Raw genomic sequence first — 21,891 nt, 5'->3', positions numbered from 1 at the left:
TTCCTTCATTATTTTAACCTCTCATCAATAATTATGCACAAAAAATCAGGTATCTATATGAGTACCGGTATCCTTTAGCACCACGTTCCTTCTTGGTAGAAACCAGGCAGGTACCAGGGTTACGGCTAAAATGATCAGCGAAATATAAAAGCCTTCCCGTAACGCCAGGTGATGTGCTCTCATATTCGTTAATCCTTCCAGCACATGCCGGTTGTAGGCGGCCTGGGTTACAATAGCCAGCACGGCTATACCAATGGCCCCGCCTACCTGTTGCATCAGCGTGCTGATGGAAGAAGCCATCGTTACTTCGCTCGGCTTTACTGCACTGAGTGTAGCAGCATTCAAGGGCGCCAGCAGCAACCCCATACCGATACCCCTTACCGTCATGGTAACAATTACGGCGGTTAAATGACTACCCCTATCGAGTTCGGCAAATAAATACATGGATACCGCCAATAGTAAAATGCCCAGCATGGAAATTTCCCTGGATCCATGCTTATCTGACCAACGACCGGCAAAGGGCATCAATACGGCCATAAACACGGAGTTAGGCAATATCAGCAACCCGGAAATACCTTCCGAAAAACCCATTTGCTCCTGCAACAGGAAAGGCATCAGAAACAGCCCACCGTACAATGCCGCCGCCCGGGAAATAGTGACCAAAATACAACTCACAAATGAATAATTACTGAAAAGGGCCAGGTCCATAATAGGGTCCTGCTTGCGCCGGTCTATCCATATAAAACAAATAAATGCCAGCAGGGCCATCGCCAGGGTCAATAGTATTTCCGGCGAAGTAATGCCCACTACTTCTGCCCTGGCAATACCATATTGTAAACACACCAGGGAGATAGTAAGGGCAACAAAGCCTGTAAGATCGAAGGGAAGCTTTAATTTGGGTTGCTTACGCAATACATCCAGGTATTTGTATGCCAACACCACGGTAATGATACCAATGGGTAGGTTAATATAGAAGATGGAAGGCCAACCAAACTTTTCCGTTAATATCCCTCCAAGGGTAGGTCCCATGGCGGGGCCAATCAGGTTGCCCAGTCCCCACCAGCCCAAAACGGCACCACGCACACGGGCGGGAAATACATAGGAAATAATGGCCATCGAGGTAGGCGCCATAGCCCCGCCACCCAATGCCTGTACTACCCTGCCTACCAGCAATGAATCGAGGCTGGTCGACAAGGCACACATCAGTGAACCCAATGTAAAAAGAGAAACGGCCCCCACATAAAGATTAAAAAAACCTATCCTGTTCTTCAGCCAGTTGGTCAACGGCATCAATACCGAAAAGCTGAGCATATATACCGTAATCACCCATTCAATTTCATCGAGCGTACAGTTAAACTGCTTACTCATCACTGGAAGGGATATATTAACGATACTCGAATCTATCCCGGCCATGGTAGTACCCATAATCACTACAATCAGGATACCGGTACGGTTAATATCTCTCATACTCTGTCTTTCATCATAAAGATCAGCTGCGCTTTAGCTACATAAGGATTTAGTGGGTTACAATTAATCATAAACAGGTAGGTAGCCAGTTCAGATAATTGCCAATCGGTAGTAAGTTCACCGTCTTTAAAACAATATACTTTCTTGAAGTTGAAGTCCACCGGGATATTCAGCGCCGCGCACGCATGCATGGCTCTGTCCAATGGTTCCTGTTCCATACCGGACTGGCCGTAGCCCAGCTCCTGCATGATTTCACTGGCGGTATACAACAACTTGGGATTGTTGAGCTGTGAAATTCTTTCAGTGGAAATCACTTCTTCCAGGTAATCAAAAAGTTTAAGCATGGCCATTCTCATTTAGTTGTGAAAGTTGCTGAAACAGTTCTTTTTCCTTGTCGGAAAGATTTGTTGGTATATGTATAATTGCTTTGATGTATAAATCGCCCGCGGTACCTTTATTATCGTAGGCTGGCATTCCTTTTCCCTTTAACCGGAATACCTTCCCACTGTCCGTTCCTGCGGGTATATTCATGTTCAATGCTGTACCGGGCGTATTCACGGTTACTTTTCCTCCTAATACGGCGGTGTACAAGGGCAAAGCCAGATCTGTATAGATATCCTGTCCCTTCAGTTCATAATGCGGATGTGGCGCCAATTGTACGCTGATCAGTAAATCACCGTTCTCTCCTCCCTTACGCCCCGGGCTCCCCTTGCCTTTCAGCCGGATTACCTGTCCTTCATACAAACCAGGTTTCAGTTTAATATTGAGCCGGCTGCCATTTACCTCCACTTGCCGGGTGGCTCCTGTATAAGCATCTTCCAGCGTTACCTCCATCGTTGCCTGCACATCGCGGCCCCTGCCGGGTCCCTGCGAAGTTTGTCCCCGTCTTCCGCCCGCAAACCTGCTGCCAAAAAGCTGCTCAAAGAAATCTGAAAAGCCCTCTCCACCAGCACCGCCGCCGAATATGTCTTCCATATTCCCGCTGCTATATGTCTGCCCACGGCCGCGGCCGCCAAACTGCGACCAGTCGTAATCCTCCGGCCGGCCCCCATGCTGCTCGTAGTATTTATAATTCTCCCCAAACTGATCATATTTTTTGCGCTTCTCCGCATCACTCAACACCTCGTAAGCCTCGTTAATTTCCTTGAACTTTTCCTCTGCAGCCTTATCGTCCGGATTTTTATCCGGGTGATATTTCACCGCCAGTTTCCGGTAAGCTTTCTTTATCTGCTCAGCTGTCGCCGCTTTCTCTACTCCCAGTATCTTATAATAATCTTTTACGTCCATAGCTCTAAAACAGGTTAATATGATAACTTGTTTTATGAATTTACGAATTAACCCCGAAAAAAAATTGGTGAACGGCCTCCGGAAAATCCCCGGCACCGTTCACCAATCAGTGGTTATTCCACCACAATTATCTCCCTAAATACACATTGGCAGACAATTTCTCTGAAATATATTTAATAGCTTCCTGCGCCCTCACACTGTTACCTGCCTTATCCAACCGGGGCGAAAAAACAGCAACAGCAAAACGGCCAGGCGCCACTGAAATAATACCGCCCCCAACACCACTCTTACTGGGTAATCCTACTTTATACATCCAGTCGCCGGTGGTTTCATACAACCCGGTAGTGCCCATAATGGCCAGTACCCGCGGTACATACACTTCTTTCAGTAACCGCTCTTTGGTAATGGGATTTACACCGCCATTGGCGAGCGTACCGGCCATAATCCCCAGGTCGCGGGTGGTAACCCCATAAGAACATTGTTTGGTATAAAAGTCACAGGCATATAACGGATCATCATACATGTATCCATACGATTTCAGCAACATGGCAATTGCCTGGTTATGTTCATTGGTAGCAGCTTCCGACTTATACAGCTCATCCAGCACGGTGAGGGGCCTTCCCGCAAACCTGCCGAAATAAGTATTCACTTTATCCCAGGCATCAGCATGCCCGAAATGACTGGTCAGTAAGCTGGTGGTAGCCATGGCGCCGGCATTTACCAGCGGATTGGAGGGCTTCTGGCCGTTCTGCTCAATGGCAGGAACCGAATTAAAAGGCAATCCTGTTTGCGCCGCACCTACTTTCTCCAGGATGGCTGAATCGCCAAATATTTCCATCGCCATGCAAAGGGTAAATACTTTTTCTATTGATTCAATCCCGAATTCATACCGGGTTTCTCCTACCTGGTATACCTGCCCTTCTTTCGTTACCAGCACAATACCGTACATATCGGGATCCACCTTATCGAGGAAAGGGATATAGTTTGCATTTTTGCCACCCTTTTCATTTTTGAAAAGTTGAAATGCTTCGTTAATGACCGCATTGTAGTCAACTGGTTTGGCGCTTTTCTGGGAGTAACTATTGGTAAATCCCAGCACCATTACCAGGAGTAATGCAACTGTCGTTTTCATATGATTGCGTTTTTATACTGTTAACCGCATGCACGTATGCGCACGCAAATATAATGTAGCGTTCATACTTAACGAGCATTATCCGTTCTTATGCTGACAATAAAAAACCGGAACCAGGGTTAAAAGACGGATGAACAGGCCGGCACCAACGCATACTTAATCTGTGGAAGTAGTTTCCAATATTTCATAGGTATCCAACAATGCCTGTACTTCTGCCGCCATACGCGACAAATCGCCTATTTCAGCAGGAGTAACCAGCATCATCACATGATCGGCCGGCAGGGGCAAACAAATTGATTTTTCGTGCAGCGTAGCGTCATGATGATCATCCGCCAGCCGGGTCACCATCTTTTTAAAGCAACTAAATTCTGCAGTGGCCAGGTTAACAACGGTAGTACCAAAAGCAAGCTGGATTCCTTTACAATGAGGGCAGCGGATCACATATCCCGCCGCGCCATGATACAATGTCTGGTAATTACACATGGGCGTATGGTTTGTGCCTCCAGCGGCCGGGAGCCGGCCGCTGTCAGGACTTCATTCATCATTCTTTACTATCTGAGATCTGGTGGCGCAAACAATAGATCTGTTTATATGTATGGCTAAATCCACCGGGGTATCATTGACATGTCACAAAAATAAGAATGGACTACTCACCGCAATGATCGGATCAGGAAAACCTGTTACGCAAAAGGGAAAACTATCCATACAGCAGCGGCGTGTTCACATAGTTTTAACTAAAACTATGTGAACACGCCGCTGAATATATAACTTAACTATTGTATTAATAGCCTGTATTCTGCACCAGTTTTGGATTGAGGGTCAACTCGCTGGCAGGAACGGGATATACCCGGTGGAAGGTATTGCCATCCGTTTTAAAGCCCCAGGCACTTTCAAATTTATTGAAACGGATCAGGTCATTCCTGCGCCAGGCCTCCCAGGCCATTTCCCGGGCACGTTCATCCAGCATGCCATCCAGGGTAATACCGGATATCAAGGGTGCATGAGCCCTGGCCCGTATTTTATTGACCAGTACATCTGCTGTCTGCAATTCCCCTTTTACCGCAGTAGGCGCGGCGCCACGAAGGATCGCCTCCGCTTTCATCAGCATTACATCTGCCAGCCGCATTACGGGCACATCATTGTTGGAGTTACGATCCTGCGGCTCGGTATTTTTATCCGGATAAAATTTAATACCACGTACGCCCGACGCTTTGGCCAATTCATCATTGCCCAGGTCCATAGAAGAATCTACCCGCAGCCTCAGTTCTTTGGAAAAACTTAACTGCCAGCTAATCTTCGCGCCCGGATCAGGACCAGCATAGTTATTGTCCAATCCTTTATTGGTAGTACTGATCATAATGGGAGATCCATCGCTATTGAATTGCTTTCCTTCAAGCCAGGTATTGTTGCGGATATCTCCCGTTAAATTAAACTTCTCATAAAAAGAAGCAATCGTGCTCATGGCAATACTGGGGCGGAACAATAGAGAGTACTTATCTACCAGCGCAGGATGCAATCCAAACCGGGAGAACTGGTTGCCTTTAATCTGGTAGGTATCGTAAGGAATGGCAAAAATGGTTTCTTTCACCTGCGGCCCGTTATCCGGCGTAAATATGTTGATGAAATTATCATCCAGCGTATAGGCGCCGCCTGCCAGCACACTGTCTGCCATGGCTACAGCTTCGGTATACATAGGGCGACCGGTATACACCACCGCATTCAGGTACATTTTTTCCAGCAGCGCAAAAGCAAACCATTTCACTGGTTTGGAATAAGTAGCCTGTCCCGTCTTGGTATTAAGCAATGGCAGCGATTCTTTCAACTCCTTTTCTATAAAGGTAAATACCGCCTCCCGGGAAGATTGTTCCGGCAGGGAAGTATTGTCGAACGACGTAATAATGGGCACCTTACCAAAAAGATCCATGAGGAAAAAATAATACAAGGCCCGCATGGTTCTTACTTCCGCCAGGCTGGTTTGCTTGCTTTTGCTTTCGGGCGCTTTCTGGAAAAGAGTGAGGATACGGTTACAGGTAGTTACCCCGCTGAAAGCCCACTGCCATACGTTTCTAACAGTGGGATGATCTTTTGTCCACGTATGCTTATGCAGGAAACGGTATTGTCCGCCATCCTCATAGTTACCATCACGCGCAGGGATAATGGCCTCGTCGGTCGACAGCTCCTGCAGACGCCAGTAATCTACCGCATATTTTGAACTCAGTTGCGTATACATGGGTCCGGAGGCGGCAATAAAACCATCCGCGGTGGTGGGAAAGTTATCGCTGGTATATTCGGATTCTACCTTTACATCCAGCTTGGTACAAGCAGTGAGGCAGGTAAAGCATATAGCCATTCCCGTTATAATAATATTTTTCATGTTATCCAGATTTACCGTTGTTAAAAAGTTGCGTTCAAACCTAAGAGGAAGGAACGGGTTTTAGGATAGAAGTTATTATTATCTATACCTGGTGTGAGCCCGCCCATATTGATTTCGGGATCTATGCCCTTATACTTCGTAATCAGTGCCAGGTTGTTACCGGTAGCGTATACACGGAGTTTGCGTACATACTTGCCGGGCACCGGGATGGTGTATCCGATGGTCACGTTATCGAGGCGCAGATAAGAACCGTTTTCCAAATAACGGGTAGAAATGTAAGGCGCTTTGGCGTCTGTAACTGCCTCTCCCAGCGTTATCCGGGGCATATCGTAGCCAGTGGCCTCCGCAGGATTATTAAGATTGGCGAGCGTAGCGTTCAGTATTTTATTGCCGGAAACGCCTCGTATAAAGATGCTGGCATCGAACTGGTGGAAGGTAAAGCTGTTGTTCCAACCATAGATGATGGCCGGCTGCGCATCACCGCTATAATAGCGGTCAGTGGAACTGGGTTCTTTGGTGATGCCTCCATTGGCGGAACGGAAGGTGGAGTTGCCCTCTTTATCTTTCCCTTCATATTGCCACAGGTAAAATGCGCCTAATGCGTATCCAGCCTGTATCAGCTGCGACTTATTACCGGATTGTCCTTTACCGCCCAGGTCTGCCGTTTCAATATATTTCACGGAAAACATATCGTTGGAAAGGGATACTACGCGGTTTTTGTTATGCGCAATATTGGCAGAAGTGCTCCAGGTAAAATTGGCTGTTTTTACCGGCACTACATTTACCTGTAACTCAATACCCTTGTTGCTCATAGCGCCTACGTTGGCTAACATATTAGGTACGAAGTAGGGAGGAGAAGGTACTTCATACGAGTAAATCAGGTCGGTAGTACGCTTATCGTAGTAGTCGGCGGTTACACTCAGGCGTCCTTTCCATAAGGTCAGATCGATACCTATATTGGCCATACCGGTACGCTCCCATTTGAGATTAGGGTTATCGTTTTGTACGGGTCCTATAGAGCTGATAATCCTGCCATCGGAGTAGAACTTACCAAAAATATCGTTGCGGAACCTGGCGATAAGCGGGTCAAAGCCCAGCGAGTTGCCGGTAACGCCATAGCCTGCACGTAGCTTCAGCTCTTCGATCCAGCGTATGTTGTCCATGAATTTTTCCTTGCTGATCTTCCACGCGCCGGATACTGCCGGGAAGGTACCCCAGCGGTTGTTGATACCAAAGGCCGAAGATCCATCCCGTCTAACAGATACCTGCAACAGGTATTTATCTTCATATAAATAATTTACCCTGCCATAGAAGGAAATAAAGCGTAAGGTTTGTATCCGGGTAGTACCATAGTTAGGGAGATATCCATCTTTGGCGCCTCCCAGGTTCAGGTTATTGCCCGCGGTAACATCTGATACAAACCCTTGTTGCGAGGTCTGGAATCCGTCGCCGGTACGGTCTTCCTGCCAGGAGTATCCGGCCAGCAACCGCAGGTCGTGCTTACCAAATGTTTTATCGTAATTAAAATAGCTCTCCAGCACTTTACGTGAATTGGTAAAAGCGCTGCGGGTGGCCTGTCCGTTCGTATTAGGCGATAAGCTGGACGCCCGGTTATTATAGATATCGCGGTTAATTTGCTGATCCTGCAAAGATAGGCTCATGGTATAACGCAGCCCTGGCAATAATTTTAACTCAGCGCGTGCATTACCCAGCATAATTTTTTCTTTGGTACGATCGCTGTTGTTGTCGATCAGGGAAACAGGGTTGAGATAACCACGGGAGCGGCTCAGGTCTTCTTTATAAGTACCATCGGGATTAAAAATGTTTACCGTAGGTATATAGTTCAGCATGTTGAGATAAACCTGCTCTGGCGCCCGGTTCTGCGTGCTTAAGCTATTGCTGATAGACAGGTTTATTTTCAACACGTCATTAAAAGCGCGCTGTTCCAGGTTGGCCCTAACGTTTAGCCGTTCCAGTGAGGAAGTCTTGATAATACCATTATTCTGAAGGTAGTTGATACTTCCGTCAAACAAGGTTTTTTCATTACCGCCGCCGAAAGAAAGGTTGTGACTTTGCGACACGCCGTTGCGGGTTACTTCTTTCTGCCAGTCGGTGTTGGCATTGTCTTCATAGGCTGGTGTGAGGCTTTTGTTATTGTCCTTCAGGTATTGGCGCAGTTCATTGGCCGACAGCATATCTATCTTATTGGAAATGCGTTCTGACGCAGCATAGGCGTTGTAACTGATCCAGCTTTGTCCCTGTTTGGCGCGACGCGTAGTAATCATGATCACGCCGTTGGCCGCGCGGGCGCCATAGATTGCGGTAGACGCGGCATCTTTCAATACATCCATCGACAGGATATCTGCGGGAGATACCAGCTGTATATTAGCGCCAGGTACACCATCGATCACATAAAAGGGTTGCTGTGCTTCGCCTTCCCGGAAGGTGGAGGGGCCTCTCAGGATCACCGCCGGCGTGGCGTTGGGATCGCCACTGCGGGTAATATTCAGGCCGGGAACCTTGCCTTGCAGCAGCTGCTCCGGTGAACTGAATACACCGGTGTTAAAGTTTTCGGATGATACATGTGATACTGCACCGGTGAGATCACCTTTGGTAGTTTGGCCATATCCTACCACCACTACGCTGTTGAGCACACTGGCATCGGATTTCAGGCGTATAGTTACCTGCTGTTGTCCATTAAGTACCAGGCGGCCGGGTTTATAACCCAGGGAGCTGAATAGCAGGGTATCGCCATGAGGATCGGCCTGCAGCGTAAAAGCCCCTTCGGCATTGGTAATGCTGCCCTGTGTATTGCCTTTTACCAATACGCTTACGCCAGGCAGGCGGGCGCCGGTTTCCTCGTCCGTAATGGTACCGGTTACGGGAGCAGTAACTTTCTCCTTTTTAATAATAAATACGCCCTCTGTAGAAGAAAAAGAGAAACCACTTCCTTTCAGTAGCTGGCGCAGCACGTCTTCCACAGATTGGCCTCGGAAGTCCTGGGCCTTTACTGTCAGGTGTTTCAGCAGATTGGCGTCATACATAATATTGGCGCCGCTTTGCTGCCGCAATAGCCCTAGGGCGCTTGTCAGCGGTCCGGCGCTTACATGTAATTCCTGCACTACCGCAGACTTTTGTTGGGCTGAAATGCTTCCGTATAGGGATAGCAAGAGCAGTACAAGACATATTTGTTTGCCAAATACGCTTGTACGCAGATGAGTACTACGTACATTCATAACCGCGATTTTTTAATTAAATCAATTCAGGGAATATTTATTTATGTCTTACAGTAACTTTATTTCCTCCACGGGCTTGTACTATCACCTGGTGATCCGTTAGCTCTTCCAGAATATTAAATACCTGATATGGCATTAACGTTGCAGGCATGGAGCCTGTAATCTGCATATCGGGCACACGCTCAATTTCAAACTTTACGCGATAATAATTTTCCAGTAAGTGTAATACCGACCTTAAAGGCATGTTGTCAAAAACGATTTCCCGTCGCATCCAGTCGCTGATGTTTAATGGGCTCACTTCCATTCTCGAAAACGTATGATCGTTCCAGTTGATGCGCATAGCCTGGTTGGCAGTGAGCATCCCCATGAGCTGATCATGCTTACTAACACTCACTTTACCGCTATTAACCGTTATTTCCATAGGCAGTTGCTGGTAGGCTCTTACGTGAAAGAAAGTGCCCAGCACCCGTACTTGCAGGCTATCTACATATACCGTAAAGGGTGATTTTGGGTAGGGAGAAACATCAAAAAAGGCATCTCCATATAACAGCTCAATGTCCCGTTTGTCTCTGAAATGCGCGGGATATTTCAGCCGGCTGTTTCCTTCCAGCCATACCGTGCTACTGTCGGGTAGCACCAGCTTTTTCATTTCGCCAATGCCGGTGCTTAGTTCCAGCCAGGCGATGGGTCGGGAGGTACGTTGTTGTATCATCCACCAGCCGGCAACCGTAACTGCCAGGAGTATAGCGGCGGCAGCCATCATGCGTTTCCATATATGATAGGTGCGTATAGGCTGCCCGGTACGTTGGCGGATGGTTTGCAGCATTTTACGCCTGAGTTGTTCCTTGTCTCCCGGCGTCAGAGCGTCCGATGGAGTCCCTTCTGCGGATAACACATCCAGCCAGTGCGTGAGCAACTGCTCTTCAGCTGGCGTAGCCCTGTTATCCAGGTACTTATCTATGATGGCGCTTATTTTGGATCGGATCAAGGTACGATGTTTAAAAGCTAAGTTGCACAACCGGCCCTTTTTAACTATCGAAAAAGCGGGATTAACATTAAGGTAACATGGAAGGGGATATTAAAGGAACATCAGCAGGCGATTGAGCAATGGGCGGGCTTTTCTATAGGCATTTCCCAGCTGGTTGCGCACTGTTTGTTCTGCTGTGCCATGCATGAGGGCAATCTCCCGGATGCTGAGTTCATCAAAATGATACCACTCAAAAACCTGGCGCTCCTTTTCGGGTAAATGCTGGAGGTCCTGCTGTAACTGGGTGATGATGTCTTTATGGATAATAGTATTGAGGGTCAGCTCTGTACGCAGCTCACTATGGGTAATAAATTTTTCGAGATGTTTTTCTTTCAATCCATCATCCCGGAATTTACGCAAGATGTGCTTTCTGACGGCGCTAAAGAGATAATAACGGATATGGGTATGCAACTCCAGCTGGTGCCGGCGTTCCCAGATACTGGTAAACAGGTCTTGTATAATATCCTGTGCATCTGCATCACTTCCTGTTATCCGGGCTGCATAAGTGTATAATTCCTCCCAGTAAGTATTGAAAATCAGCTCAAACAGTTTAAAATCATCTGTCCGTAGCCGATCAGTCAGGTCGTCAGGCATTATTTCTGGCATATAACAGTATATGGGCTAAAAATAGAGCAGGTTTTTAAAAGAACAAACGGGGAACAAAAAAAATAGCGAAGTATTAATATAGGAGGGTCTTTCGGCGGGTTTAACTAATTTATTTCTACCTCCCGCCGTTTAGCTTTATTCTGCTTTAAATACCAGCTTTTTGGTATTGATACCGCCTACAATGCCGTAGCCATTGGCTACATTGGTAAATACCCGTACCGGCTGGGATATTACCGCTTCCCCTGATCTTAATTGCGTGGTCAGCGTATTCAGGTACTGATAGGTGTTATAGGTAAGCGCACTTACTTCTAAAGTGATCTGCGTAGTGGCGGCAATCGGATTGTTGGTTTGCAGTACAAAATTGACTTCTTTCCCGTTGAATCGTTCGTCGCTCATAATGAGGCTGTTGGAGGCTCCCTGTGTAAAAAAGTCTACCAGGTTATTATTGAAAGCCGGGTCCAGGCGGAACTGCCAAAAGCTGCCGTCGTTGCCATCCGGGTTGGAAACATATATTCTTATGCGGTAATAGTTATTGGCAGTAGGACAGTCTTTCAGCGTAAACCGGATACGGTTGCTATTGACCTGTGCCGCTGCTGCACTTGCCAATGGCACCCCGGGCAGGGTATCCATAGCCGTTACAGCCTGCATACCAGGAACCGCTACCCGTACCTCGTACCGCTTGCCCAGCACCGCTTTGCTCCCCGATACATAATAAGCCGTTCCCTTTATGGTTTGCATTGCCGGTGAGGCAAGCGGCACGCCATCTTCCAGCAGCTGCACATTAGCCCCGCTTATATCTGTATTATTACCATCGATCAATACATTACTGGGAACACTGCGTGTAATGCGGGTATAGATCACACTGTCGGGTTGTATCAGCGTGTTTACCACTATTTTATTGCCTTCATAAAGTAATGTCACGCTCTCCCGTTTTTCACAGCCTTGCAGAAAGCTTGCTAACAGTATCGTCCCTACGAAAAAATATACTTTATTCATCTCCTTAAAATTTAACCGCATAAGTAATACTGGGTAGTATAGGCAATAACGTTACCCTGGTCAGGTAGCGCTGCTTTGTAACCGGATCACTTTCCATATAATAAAAAACCGGGTTCTTACGATTGTATATGTTGAAGATGCTCAGGTTCCAGCTTTTACGCCAGTGTTTTTTCTGCTTGCTATAGGTAATTCCCACGTCGAGGCGATGTACATCCGCTCCGCGATAGTTGTTCCAGTTATCATAACGATCTATGACAGGCTGGCCGGTGCCCGGGTCCCAGGGAGAAGCATTGCCGGTACCTACATAACTGGATACCGGAACAGTTATGGGCGTACCGGAATTGTAGTGCCAGGAGGCCGAAAACTCCCAATGCTCGCCCAATTGCTGCATCAGCACCACTTCGATATCATGCCGGCGATCATATTTAAAAGGGAAAATTTCTCCGTAATTAATGCCCGGGAAACGGCGCATAGACCAGGAAAGCGTGTACCCGATCCAGCCGGTAGTGCTGCCTTTTTTCTTTTGTAACATCAATTCCGATCCATAACTCCAGCCCTTGCCCACAATTACATTTTCATCCCAGCGGGTGGCACCGGTATTGGTAATGTTATTGTTCTCGGCATTTTCGATCATATTATGCATCGATTTGAAATAGCCTTCCAATGAAAATTCATATTTCAGGTTAGACGACGTTTTAGCTACACCTAGTGCTACCTGCTTGGAAAACATAGGCGCTACCCGCTGGGTAGACGGTACCCAGATATCGGTCGGCAACGTAGTACCATTACTCGACAATAAGTGGATATACTGGTTCATATGTGTATAAGCCGCCTTTACGGCCCAGTTGCGCGGCAGTACGTAGCGGAGCCCCAGGCGGGGTTGTACGGAAGAATAAAACCGGCCTTCTACAAGGAAAGCGGAAGCATGTATTCCCAGGTTGGCGTACAGGTTGGGATTCAGCTGCCAGTCATCTTCTGCATAAAGCGATAGTTCACCGCCCACCACCCGCAGGGAAGTATTCAGTGTATCCAGCGGCTGTACCGGCGTACCTTTATTTTCAAAAGAGGAGTTGCCTGGCTTAAAATAATGCATGGTAGTAATAGCCCCGAAACGTATGGCATGACGCGGATGGGGGCGATAATCGAAATCGACCCGGCCACCGCTGTTTTCCATACGGGAACTGTATTTCCCAAACAGGTCCGTTGTTTCACCCAGTACGGGCATAATGTAACGGTGTCCATATTGAGTAGCAAAGGTGTAGCTGGAATAATTGAGCGTGATATTGGAAAACAGGCGTGGCCCATAAATATGATTCCACCGCAATGCCGCAATAGTATTCCCCCACGACATTTTAAACCGCGAGGTTACGCCTTTATACGTGTGCAGCCCGGAAATAGCAGCCGTATCGTTGGTGGTTTGCTGTAGTCCCAGGTTGTCTTCCCCCTTGTAAAAACTGAGAAATACCCGGTCTTTCCGCGAAAAGATATGATTCACCTTGGCGTTGATATCATAGAAGAAAGCTTTGAAATCGCCGTTAGGTCCCAGGGAATTATCTGATTGTATGGCTGCATTCAGCAACAGGTCGGGATAAGAGCGGCGGGCCGATATTAGGAAAGATGTTTTATCTTTTACAATAGGCCCTTCTATATCAAACTTGGCAGCAATCAGTCCAATAGACGCATTGCCGTGTATGGCTTTCATATTGCCCTCTTTGGTGGCAATATCCACCACCGAAGATAATCGTCCGCCGTAGCGGGCAGGAAACGCGCCTTTATACAGGTCGGTAGATTTCACCACGTTGGCATCCATGAGGGAATAAACGCCGAAGAAATGAGAAAAGTTAAATATCGGTGCGCCATCCAGCAGTACCAGGTTCTGGTCTGGCCCGCCACCCCGCACATACAAACCACCGGCGCCATCCATCCCTCCGCCTACACCTGGCAACAGTTGTAAGGTACGCATCACGTCCACTTCCCCCAGGAAACGGGGCATCGCTTCCAGCTCGGTGGTAGAGAGTTTTACTTTACTCATTTGTGTTTGCTCCTGCAGCTTATTTTCCCGGGCGCTGACTACTACTTCCTTCAGGCTGCCGGTTGGCTGTAAGCTGATATTCAGCCACAGGTCACCTTTTGCGGTTACCTGTTGTAAATGCGGTCCATAGCCGATGTAAGAAATAAAAAGGCTGTTGGTATCTTTTACGGTAGTTAAGCTAAAAAAGCCATATTGATTGGTAGTAGTGCCCTGTTTAAGCGCAGGGGCATATACCGTAGCGCCAATGAGACTTTCACCGCTAACGGCATCTTTGATATAGCCACTGATAGTGCGGGTAGTGCGTTGTGCAGGCACCAACACGACCTGCTCACCCACACGGGTAAAACGTATGTCATCTGGAGCAAATAAATCTTCCAGCAACTTCTTCAGGCGTTGGTGCTGGGCTGTTAACGTAACTTTCCGGGACAAGTTGACAAGTTCTCTGCTATAGGAAAAATGAATACCGTATTCTTTCTCCAGTATATTACACACCGCCTCAATGGGCTGGTTTCTCACAATTACCGTTACTCTTGTTTGCCAGTCCCACCCAAAAACGTTCAGTGGGACATACAATAATATCAATATCCCCGCCAGCAGTTTTCCGGCTAACGACATAGATAGCTAAATTGAAAGTGTGAAAGACAGTTAAAGCTGTGCGCTTGCCGACACGAGCTATTTTAATTTGTATTGCCGATCATTTATTTTCTCATAGTCGGCACTCAACATGAGCGCCAGTGATCTGATTACATCATCGGCTGATTCGCCGGTGAAGTCAGCACGAACAGGTAATTTCAGGAGATCCATATTTACCACTTCCACTTTGATATCATATACCTCCGTGATCGTGTGTAATACTTCTTCCAGGGGAGTATCCCTGAACGACAAGGATTTTTTAATCATATCTGTAACATGGGCCGCTATACGAAAAGCAGGGCGATCACTATCTTTCTGCAACAACATGCCATCTGTTAACACCACACTATCCGCCTTATCATGATCTATTACCATCACCTTACCGGTAGTGACATGTACTTTAAGAACTGCCGTACCCGGTTCATAATTAATCATAAAATGGGTACCTAATACCTTCACATCTGTATGTCCCAATGTTATCACAAAGGGATTTTCAGCGCTGCCGCTTACGTCGAAGGTAGCGGTACCGGTAAGACTTACCTTCCTGTTGCGCTGGTTAAAGCCCCTGGCTACTTCCAGCCGGGAAAAAGCCGACAACCGGATATTGCTGCCGTCTGCCAGTGTAGCAGTGGCAGGCCCGGCATATACCTGTTGTGGACGCTTACCTATTAAAAACCACCAGCCGGCGCCCAGGGCTATCAATAGCACGGCAGCTATTTTCAGCCAGGTAAAACGGGCCGCAGGCTTAACGGCTATCAATACCGGTTTCTCTTCAATTTTGCCACTGAGCTGCAACCAGGCATCATTGGTGTTGGCTTCCACCAACCGCTCATTGGAAGTAGCTGTATCCAGCACTTTTCTCAAAGAGTCCAGTAAGGCCACATTCCCCGGATCTTCTGCTACCCATGCTTCCACCCAGGCGCGCTCCTCCGCATCTGCTTCATGCAACAGATACTTGCAGAGCAAGGTATACAGCGCCTCATCAGGCATTGCCTCATCTGGAAAAGATGGTGTCATCAGTTGTTGTAAGTTTTACAGTCAGCGCCCCCAGGGACGGTTATCTAAAATAAGACGCATAGAAAATACCAATGCCCCTATGCGTCCGCAATTATTTTTAAAATAAGAAGCCTGTCAACAGTGGCAAGTATTCTTTCAGCTCCTGGTGCAGGATTTTTAGTGCTTTCCCCATCTGGTTTTCCACTGTCTTTACTGAAATATTCATTGCCTCCGCTATCTCGGCATATTTCATATGTTGCTGCCGGCTTAGTACAAATACCTCCCTGCATCGCTCCGGCAGTCGCTCCAACGCCTGGCGGTACAACCGCTCCAGTTCTTTTACCTCCTCTCCGGCCGCTATCGTGGTATCTTTCTGCTGGCCATAACTGGACTCCTTTTCTGAACGCACTACGTCCTTCCGCCATTGACTGATGGCGGTATTACGAATAGCAGAAAACAAATATGCTTTAACAGGGCCAGTAATAGTGATCCCATCCCGTTTTTCCCACAAACGCAGGAAAACCTGTTGCACAATTTCCTCTCCTACATGGGGATCACCCGTGTAATGGGTGGCAAAGGCCAGGCAATGAGCATGGTTTTCTCTAAATAATGCTTCAAATGTATGCAGCTCCAGCATGATAAGCCGCAAATATAGGCATGATTTGCCTGATTCAAATTAATTCCTACGATCTCTTATATCTTTCCGTAGAAATACGTAAAATGGCCACTGGTAACCACTTAATAACCGATTGCAATAGGGGGAAAAGCTGTTTTGTGCGTCTGCAAATTCGTTAAAATCCCCCAAACCTGTTTATCTTTGCCGCGCAATGTACAACCTGATCAAAAACTTCCTTTTCCGCTATCCGCCGGAAAGTATTCACCACAGCGTTATGCGTGGTCTTAAGACAGTATATTCCCTGCCATTTGGCAAAACCGTATTAAATGCCTTTTGCGGCGTTAAAACCAAAGGACTGGAACGGGAATTGTTCGGACTGAAATTTTCCAACCCCGTAGGGCTGGCAGCCGGATTTGATAAAGATGCTAAGTACATTGACGAGCTGGCCTGTCTCGGCTTCGGTTTCATAGAAATAGGGACCGTTACACCACTCGCCCAACCAGGGAACGAACAGCCCCGCTTATTCCGCCTGCCGGAAGATAAAGCGCTGATTAACCGCATGGGCTTCAATAATGAAGGCGCCGTCGCTGCTGCAAAAAGACTGCAGCGCAAAAAATCCAATATCATCGTAGGTGGCAACATCGGGAAAAATAAAGTGACCCCGAATGAAGAAGCTGTCAGCGACTATGAAAAATGCTTTCATGCGCTCTTTGATGTGGTTGACTACTTCGTAGTAAACGTAAGCTCTCCCAATACCCCCAACTTACGGGCCTTACAGGAAAAAGAGCCCTTAAAACAGTTGCTGCATCACCTGCAGGTATTGAATGCTCAAAAACCCAAACAGAAGCCAATCTTACTGAAAATAGCGCCCGATCTGACCACCGAACAACTGGATGATATCATCGAAATTGTGACGGAAACAAAACTGGCCGGCATTGTGGCCACCAACACCACCATCAGCCGGGCGGGACTAAAAACGCCTGATGCCGACATCAAAGACATCGGCGCCGGGGGACTCAGCGGTTTGCCGGTAAAACGCAAGGCCACCGAAGTGATCCGCTATATCCATACCCATAGCCAGGGCCGTATCCCTATTATCGCCGTAGGCGGCATTTTCACAGCAGAAGATGCCCAGGAAAAGCTGGACGCCGGCGCTTCCCTGGTACAGGTATATACCGGCTTCGTTTATGAAGGGCCAGCCATTGTTAAGAAGATCTGTGCAGGACTGCGTAAGAGCTGAAAACGGAAAGCGAAAGCAAAAAGCTATCGAGGCGAATAACCTAAGCGGATATTTACTCGCAGAGACTATTCGCCTCAATAGCTTTTTGCTTTCCGCTTTATGCTCCTATGCTAAATTCATAATTGTTACTGCTACCATCCCCGCCGTTTCCGTACGCAAACGGGTATTTCCCAACGACACTGGTACAAACCCCTGCTCCAGCGCCAACTTGATTTCATCTGGTGTAAAATCGCCTTCCGGTCCTATCAGTACCAGGGTGTCTTTACCCGGTTGGATGATATCCTGCATCGCTTGTTTTTGTTCTGGCAGGCAGTGTGCAATCAGCCTTTGAGAATCGGTATGCTGTTTCACCACCTTGTCAAACGCCTGTGGTTCCTGCAAGTCGGGCAGATAAAACTGTTGGGATTGCAGCATCGCCGATACCAGGATATTCTGCAACCGCTCTGCTTTTATCTTTTCTTTCTCCGTACGCTGGCTTACCAGCGGAATGATCGTCTGGATACCAATTTCCGTTGCTTTCTCCAGGAACCATTCTATCCGGGAAGTATTTTTAGTAAAGGAGATGGCTATGCGTAATGCTCTTTCAGGGCCTGGCACCAGGGTAAAATCCACTATTTTCACTACGCACTTTTTACGGTTATCGTCCGTGATCTCAGCGGTAAACTTGTGCCCACGGCCATCTGCCAGCAACACCTGATCGCCGTTTTCGTGACGGAGTACCTGGATACAGTATTTAGATGTATCCTCATTCATTGTATATCTTGTATCGGCGGGTTGTATGTCCGGCGCATAAAAAACGGGCAAATCCATAAGCGAAGTTAAGCAGAAAGTTTTTTCGTTTTAGTATGAAAGCGGGCAAACAGCAATACAGAAGCCACCAGTAGTCCCAGCAACAGCGCCCACCACACGCCTTCTACGCCATATCCCAGGTGTATACCCAACAGGTAGCCCAGCGGAATACCCAGCACCCAGTAAGCCAATAGCGTAATCACCGTAGGAACACGCACATCGCCCAGTCCCCGTAAAATACCCAATCCCACCACCTGCATCCCATCAAACAACTGGAAGAAGGCCGCAATAATCAGCAGTCGGGCGGCAATCTGGATTACCTGCGGATCCTGTATGTAAAAAGAGGGTAACAGGTGATTGCCTACGGTAAACAATAAGGCGGCGGCTCCCATCAGCACCAACACCATATGGTAGCTGGCAATGGCCGATAAACGGAGCCTATGGAAATCTTTCTTTCCGAAGTTATTACCACTCTTAATCCCCGCGGCCGCAGAAATACCGCTGGCCATCATGTAAGTCATGGCGGCCAGGCTCAACGCAATCTGATGGGCTGCCAGTTCAGCCGCACCCATCCAGCCCACCATCACTGCCGCGGCACTGAAAGCGCTCACTTCGAATAAATATTGCAGGGCTACCGGCGTACCAATGCCCAGGATCTTCTTAATGGCAGTGGCCTGCAGGTTTTTAAACCCAAAAGATTGCAGGTAAGGCTTAAACCGGGGTGATCTTAATACATAGATCGACATGGTAACTCCCATGATCAGGCGATCGGTAAAAGTGGCAATCCCCACGCCTATTACACCCATACGGGGCATTCCAAACAAGCCATACACCAGCGTAATACCAATGAGGATATTAATCACGTTACCGATGATGCTGATATTCATAGCCTGCCGGGTAAAGCCGAGCCCCTCTGCAAACTGTTTAAACGACAGGAACAGCATCAGCGGAATAAAGGAAAATCCCAGGAAACGCAGGAAGGGACGGGCTTGTTCCGCTACATCTCCTTCCTGGTGCAACAGCGATAAATAGCCGCTGCCAAAGTAGATGAGGGCCGATAACAGCACACCTACCACCATATTGATGATCAGGCTGTGGCTCAACAGGTGGCCGATGGCATTTTTGTTGCCCCGTCCATTTTCCTGTGCTATCAGGGGCGTCAGTCCGTAAGACATGCCGATGCCGGCTACCATGAAAATGTTGAACAGCCCGTTCCCCAGTGACACCGCTGCCAGGGGCACTTTGCCGGTATGACCGATAATGATACTATCAGATAATGCTACCAGGGTATGTCCTAACTGGGAGATAACAACAGGATAGGCTAAGCTGAAATTGTCTTGGTAGTGACCTTTATATTTTAAGTACAGCTGTTTCATTGGTTAATCTTATTATTCTGTATTATTTAACGTACACAAATGGTTACTCCCGCTACAGGGGGTGTTTCATTGCGACAGTTAAGGGCTAAAAGCTAAAAAGCCGGCCATCGAATAGATGCCGGCTTTTTAGCAATATCTTTTCCTTGCTAGAAGGGTGCATCTTCAAATCCTTCATCAAAATCCATATCGTTCATCTTGGATCCTTTCTGTATGTACAGCTTCGCTTCATCGTTACCACCGCCGCCTTGCTGGGGTCGGGAGATACCTGTGAAAGGATTACCGCCACCACCGGGGTTTTCCAGGCTACCATCATCTTCAAATCGCTGGAATTCCAGTACGGCTCTCAGTTTGATGGTATCGAGCTGACCATTACGGTGTTTGGCTATACGAACGTGGGTTTCACCTTTGTTGGATTCGCCCATTTCATTGGTATTGATTTCATAATATTCAGGACGGTAGAGGAACATTACCATGTCGGCATCCTGCTCAATGGCTCCGGATTCACGGAGGTCACTCAGCTGCGGCATCTTGTTACCGTCTTTACGTTTTTCCACATCACGGCTCAATTGCGACAGGGCGATTACCGGTACCTGGAGCTCTTTTGCCAACCCTTTCAGGTCGCGGGAAATTTTACTGATTTCCTGCTCACGGTTATTGCCTTTTCCATCAGCGCTACCACTCATCAGCTGCAGGTAGTCAATGATGATAACACCTACGCCGTGATTGTGTACCAGCCTGCGGCATTTGGCGCGCAGCTCGAAGATGTTGAGGGCGGGGGTATCATCGATGAAGATGGGCGCTTTAGCCAGGCGTTCAATGCCATGGGTCATCAGCTTCTTCATCTCATATTCTTCCAGTTTACCACGGGAAATCTTTTCCAGCTTTATTTCAGACTCGGCCGAGAGAATACGTTGTACAATCTGGCCCGAGGACATTTCCAAAGAGAATACCGCTGCTCCTCTGGCAAAACGAGGGTGAAGGGCCGCATTACGCGCCAGGTTCAGCGCAAAGGCGGTTTTACCCACAGATGGACGGGCTGCGATGATGATCAGATCCGTAGGCTGCCAGCCATAGGTTACTTTATCGAGCGAGGGGAAGCCGGAAGGTACCCCGGTAATATCATCTCCCTTGTTACGCAGGTCCTCGATACGCTTCATGGTATTCACCAGTACACGGTCGATGGAGTCATAGTTCTTACGGAGGTGGTTATTGGTGACTTCAAACAGCTTGGATTCTGCGCTGTCCAGCAAGTCAAATACATCGGCCGTGTCTTCATAAGACTCGGTCAGGATTTCCCCGGAAATGCGGATCAGTTCCCGTTGAATGAATTTCTGGAGGATAATACGGGCATGGGCCTCAATATTGGCAGATGATACCACCATGTTCGTCAGTTTCATGACGGTAAAAGGTCCCCCGATCTGTTCCAGCTGGCCCATAGACTTTAGTTCCTCCGTTACTGTGAGGATATCCACCGGCATTGATTTACCGGCCAGCCGGGTCATCGCACTAAAAATGATCTGGTGTGCTTCTACGTAAAAACACTCTCCTTTCAATATCTCGATAACGGTATCAAAAGCACCCTTTTCAAGCATTACGGCTCCCAAAACAGCTTCTTCCAATTCTTTAGCCTGTGGTGGTATCTTGCCATACACCAAGGATGACACATCAATGGACGGCTTCCTGCGCACATTGCGGTCCTTCTTAAGATTGAGATCCATTTATGGTTAGTGTATTAAAAAAAGTTAATAAAAGGTTACTGTCAATGGGCCTTTCCTGTTGTTTTTACAATTGATATCTGCATTATTCCCGACTTCATTAGGGTTGATAGCTACTTTAAGAAATTGTAAATTTTTTCAGCCATGCGAACTAAGGTAAAGGCATTTTTTTTAATAATACCCCCCTTTCGTTATTAAATTTATTAAGTCACATACACAGGTTATCCACAAGCAAAATGTCAGTTATCCACTGACACAACCCGGGTTATCCACCAAAACACAGGAAATTCCCAAGCGAAGGTCCGATTATTCACACATATTGTGTAAAAAGATTTTCCACATGGGGCGAGATACAATGCTGTGGCTGTT

Annotated in this window: 17 protein-coding genes; 1 reads left to right on the top strand and 16 read right to left on the bottom strand. The window is 47.5% G+C overall.

What is annotated here, in order from left to right:
* Positions 1-45 precede the first annotated feature (45 nt).
* From HGH90_RS12475 to HGH90_RS12415, 13 genes are all read right to left on the bottom strand, one after another.
* On the bottom strand, positions 46-1,467 hold the full coding sequence (locus HGH90_RS12475; protein WP_169191234.1) for a DHA2 family efflux MFS transporter permease subunit: 1,422 nt from the start codon (positions 1,465-1,467) through the stop codon (positions 46-48).
* Positions 1,464-1,811, bottom strand: a complete 348-nt coding sequence (locus HGH90_RS12470) for a hypothetical protein (RefSeq protein WP_145664119.1) — start codon at positions 1,809-1,811, stop codon at positions 1,464-1,466. The genes HGH90_RS12475 and HGH90_RS12470 overlap by 4 nt, the downstream gene beginning before the upstream one ends.
* A complete protein-coding gene (locus HGH90_RS12465) occupies positions 1,804-2,754 on the bottom strand; it encodes a DnaJ C-terminal domain-containing protein (RefSeq protein WP_168761759.1) in 951 nt (316 codons plus the stop codon). Before HGH90_RS12465 ends, HGH90_RS12470 begins: the two co-directional genes overlap by 8 nt.
* A gap of 127 nt (positions 2,755-2,881) precedes the next feature.
* The gene (gene glsA / locus HGH90_RS12460) at positions 2,882-3,886 is read right to left on the bottom strand and encodes a glutaminase A (RefSeq protein WP_211172633.1); all 1,005 of its coding nucleotides are present in this window, start codon (positions 3,884-3,886) and stop codon (positions 2,882-2,884) included.
* A gap of 156 nt (positions 3,887-4,042) precedes the next feature.
* Complete coding sequence (locus HGH90_RS12455) at positions 4,043-4,369, bottom strand: DUF6686 family protein (protein ID WP_169191233.1); 327 nt, start codon at positions 4,367-4,369, stop codon at positions 4,043-4,045.
* A 298-nt stretch (positions 4,370-4,667) separates the two neighbouring features.
* A complete protein-coding gene (locus tag HGH90_RS12450; RefSeq protein WP_169191232.1) occupies positions 4,668-6,260 on the bottom strand; it encodes a RagB/SusD family nutrient uptake outer membrane protein in 1,593 nt (530 codons plus the stop codon).
* Between the two features lie 20 nt (positions 6,261-6,280).
* Positions 6,281-9,496 carry a TonB-dependent receptor gene (locus HGH90_RS12445; protein ID WP_169191231.1) on the bottom strand — a complete coding sequence of 1,072 codons (3,216 nt, stop codon included), beginning with the start codon at positions 9,494-9,496 and terminating at the stop codon, positions 6,281-6,283.
* A 37-nt stretch (positions 9,497-9,533) separates the two neighbouring features.
* Positions 9,534-10,484: a FecR family protein gene (locus HGH90_RS12440; protein ID WP_169191230.1), complete on the bottom strand. Its 951-nt coding sequence runs from the start codon at positions 10,482-10,484 to the stop codon at positions 9,534-9,536.
* A gap of 90 nt (positions 10,485-10,574) precedes the next feature.
* Entirely contained in the window at positions 10,575-11,129 is a 555-nt protein-coding gene (locus tag HGH90_RS12435) for an RNA polymerase sigma factor (protein WP_168761754.1), read from the bottom strand.
* A gap of 135 nt (positions 11,130-11,264) precedes the next feature.
* The gene (locus HGH90_RS12430; RefSeq protein WP_317166142.1) at positions 11,265-12,050 is read right to left on the bottom strand and encodes a DUF4249 domain-containing protein; all 786 of its coding nucleotides are present in this window, start codon (positions 12,048-12,050) and stop codon (positions 11,265-11,267) included.
* A gap of 79 nt (positions 12,051-12,129) precedes the next feature.
* Positions 12,130-14,772: a TonB-dependent receptor gene (locus HGH90_RS12425; RefSeq protein ID WP_169191229.1), complete on the bottom strand. Its 2,643-nt coding sequence runs from the start codon at positions 14,770-14,772 to the stop codon at positions 12,130-12,132.
* Positions 14,773-14,829: 57 nt separating this feature from the next.
* Positions 14,830-15,807, bottom strand: a complete 978-nt coding sequence (locus tag HGH90_RS12420) for a FecR domain-containing protein (protein WP_169191228.1) — start codon at positions 15,805-15,807, stop codon at positions 14,830-14,832.
* A gap of 97 nt (positions 15,808-15,904) precedes the next feature.
* Positions 15,905-16,423, bottom strand: a complete 519-nt coding sequence (locus HGH90_RS12415) for an RNA polymerase sigma-70 factor (RefSeq protein WP_169191227.1) — start codon at positions 16,421-16,423, stop codon at positions 15,905-15,907.
* Positions 16,424-16,613: 190 nt separating this feature from the next.
* On the opposite strand from HGH90_RS12415, the gene HGH90_RS12410 reads away from it, so the two are divergent.
* Positions 16,614-17,642: a quinone-dependent dihydroorotate dehydrogenase gene (locus HGH90_RS12410; RefSeq protein ID WP_169191226.1), complete on the top strand. Its 1,029-nt coding sequence runs from the start codon at positions 16,614-16,616 to the stop codon at positions 17,640-17,642.
* Positions 17,643-17,747: 105 nt separating this feature from the next.
* On the opposite strand, the gene HGH90_RS12405 is transcribed toward HGH90_RS12410, so the two are convergent.
* From HGH90_RS12405 to dnaB, 3 genes are all read right to left on the bottom strand, one after another.
* Positions 17,748-18,452 (bottom strand): 16S rRNA (uracil(1498)-N(3))-methyltransferase, encoded by a 705-nt coding sequence (locus HGH90_RS12405; protein ID WP_169191225.1) that lies wholly within the window; start codon positions 18,450-18,452, stop codon positions 17,748-17,750.
* Between the two features lie 8 nt (positions 18,453-18,460).
* Positions 18,461-19,807, bottom strand: a complete 1,347-nt coding sequence (locus HGH90_RS12400; protein WP_169191224.1) for an MATE family efflux transporter — start codon at positions 19,805-19,807, stop codon at positions 18,461-18,463.
* A 146-nt stretch (positions 19,808-19,953) separates the two neighbouring features.
* Positions 19,954-21,525 (bottom strand): replicative DNA helicase, encoded by a 1,572-nt coding sequence (gene dnaB / locus HGH90_RS12395; protein WP_145664040.1) that lies wholly within the window; start codon positions 21,523-21,525, stop codon positions 19,954-19,956.
* Between the last annotated feature and the right edge of the window lie 366 nt (positions 21,526-21,891).

Origin of the sequence: Chitinophaga sp. Ak27 (assembly GCF_012726295.1) — a bacterium.
Classification (GTDB): Bacteria; Bacteroidota; Bacteroidia; order Chitinophagales; family Chitinophagaceae; genus Chitinophaga.
This window is presented reverse-complemented; position numbering and strand designations above follow the sequence as displayed.

Excerpts from the sequence above, each read along its gene's own strand:
- HGH90_RS12420 (WP_169191228.1), bottom strand. The coding sequence starts at position 15,807 with ATGACACCATCTTTTCCAGATGAGGCAATGCCTGATGAGGCGCTGTAT.
- HGH90_RS12450 (WP_169191232.1), bottom strand. The coding sequence starts at position 6,260 with ATGAAAAATATTATTATAACGGGAATGGCTATATGCTTTACCTGCCTC.
- HGH90_RS12415 (WP_169191227.1), bottom strand. The coding sequence starts at position 16,423 with ATGCTGGAGCTGCATACATTTGAAGCATTATTTAGAGAAAACCATGCT.
- HGH90_RS12405 (WP_169191225.1), bottom strand. The coding sequence starts at position 18,452 with ATGGATTTGCCCGTTTTTTATGCGCCGGACATACAACCCGCCGATACA.
- HGH90_RS12470 (WP_145664119.1), bottom strand. The coding sequence starts at position 1,811 with ATGCTTAAACTTTTTGATTACCTGGAAGAAGTGATTTCCACTGAAAGA.
- HGH90_RS12425 (WP_169191229.1), bottom strand. The coding sequence starts at position 14,772 with ATGTCGTTAGCCGGAAAACTGCTGGCGGGGATATTGATATTATTGTAT.
- HGH90_RS12410 (WP_169191226.1), top strand. The coding sequence starts at position 16,614 with ATGTACAACCTGATCAAAAACTTCCTTTTCCGCTATCCGCCGGAAAGT.
- HGH90_RS12455 (WP_169191233.1), bottom strand. The coding sequence starts at position 4,369 with ATGTGTAATTACCAGACATTGTATCATGGCGCGGCGGGATATGTGATC.
- HGH90_RS12400 (WP_169191224.1), bottom strand. The coding sequence starts at position 19,807 with ATGAAACAGCTGTACTTAAAATATAAAGGTCACTACCAAGACAATTTC.
- HGH90_RS12465 (WP_168761759.1), bottom strand. The coding sequence starts at position 2,754 with ATGGACGTAAAAGATTATTATAAGATACTGGGAGTAGAGAAAGCGGCG.
- glsA (WP_211172633.1), bottom strand. The coding sequence starts at position 3,886 with ATGAAAACGACAGTTGCATTACTCCTGGTAATGGTGCTGGGATTTACC.
- HGH90_RS12445 (WP_169191231.1), bottom strand. The coding sequence starts at position 9,496 with ATGAATGTACGTAGTACTCATCTGCGTACAAGCGTATTTGGCAAACAA.
- HGH90_RS12435 (WP_168761754.1), bottom strand. The coding sequence starts at position 11,129 with ATGCCAGAAATAATGCCTGACGACCTGACTGATCGGCTACGGACAGAT.
- HGH90_RS12475 (WP_169191234.1), bottom strand. The coding sequence starts at position 1,467 with ATGAGAGATATTAACCGTACCGGTATCCTGATTGTAGTGATTATGGGT.
- dnaB (WP_145664040.1), bottom strand. The coding sequence starts at position 21,525 with ATGGATCTCAATCTTAAGAAGGACCGCAATGTGCGCAGGAAGCCGTCC.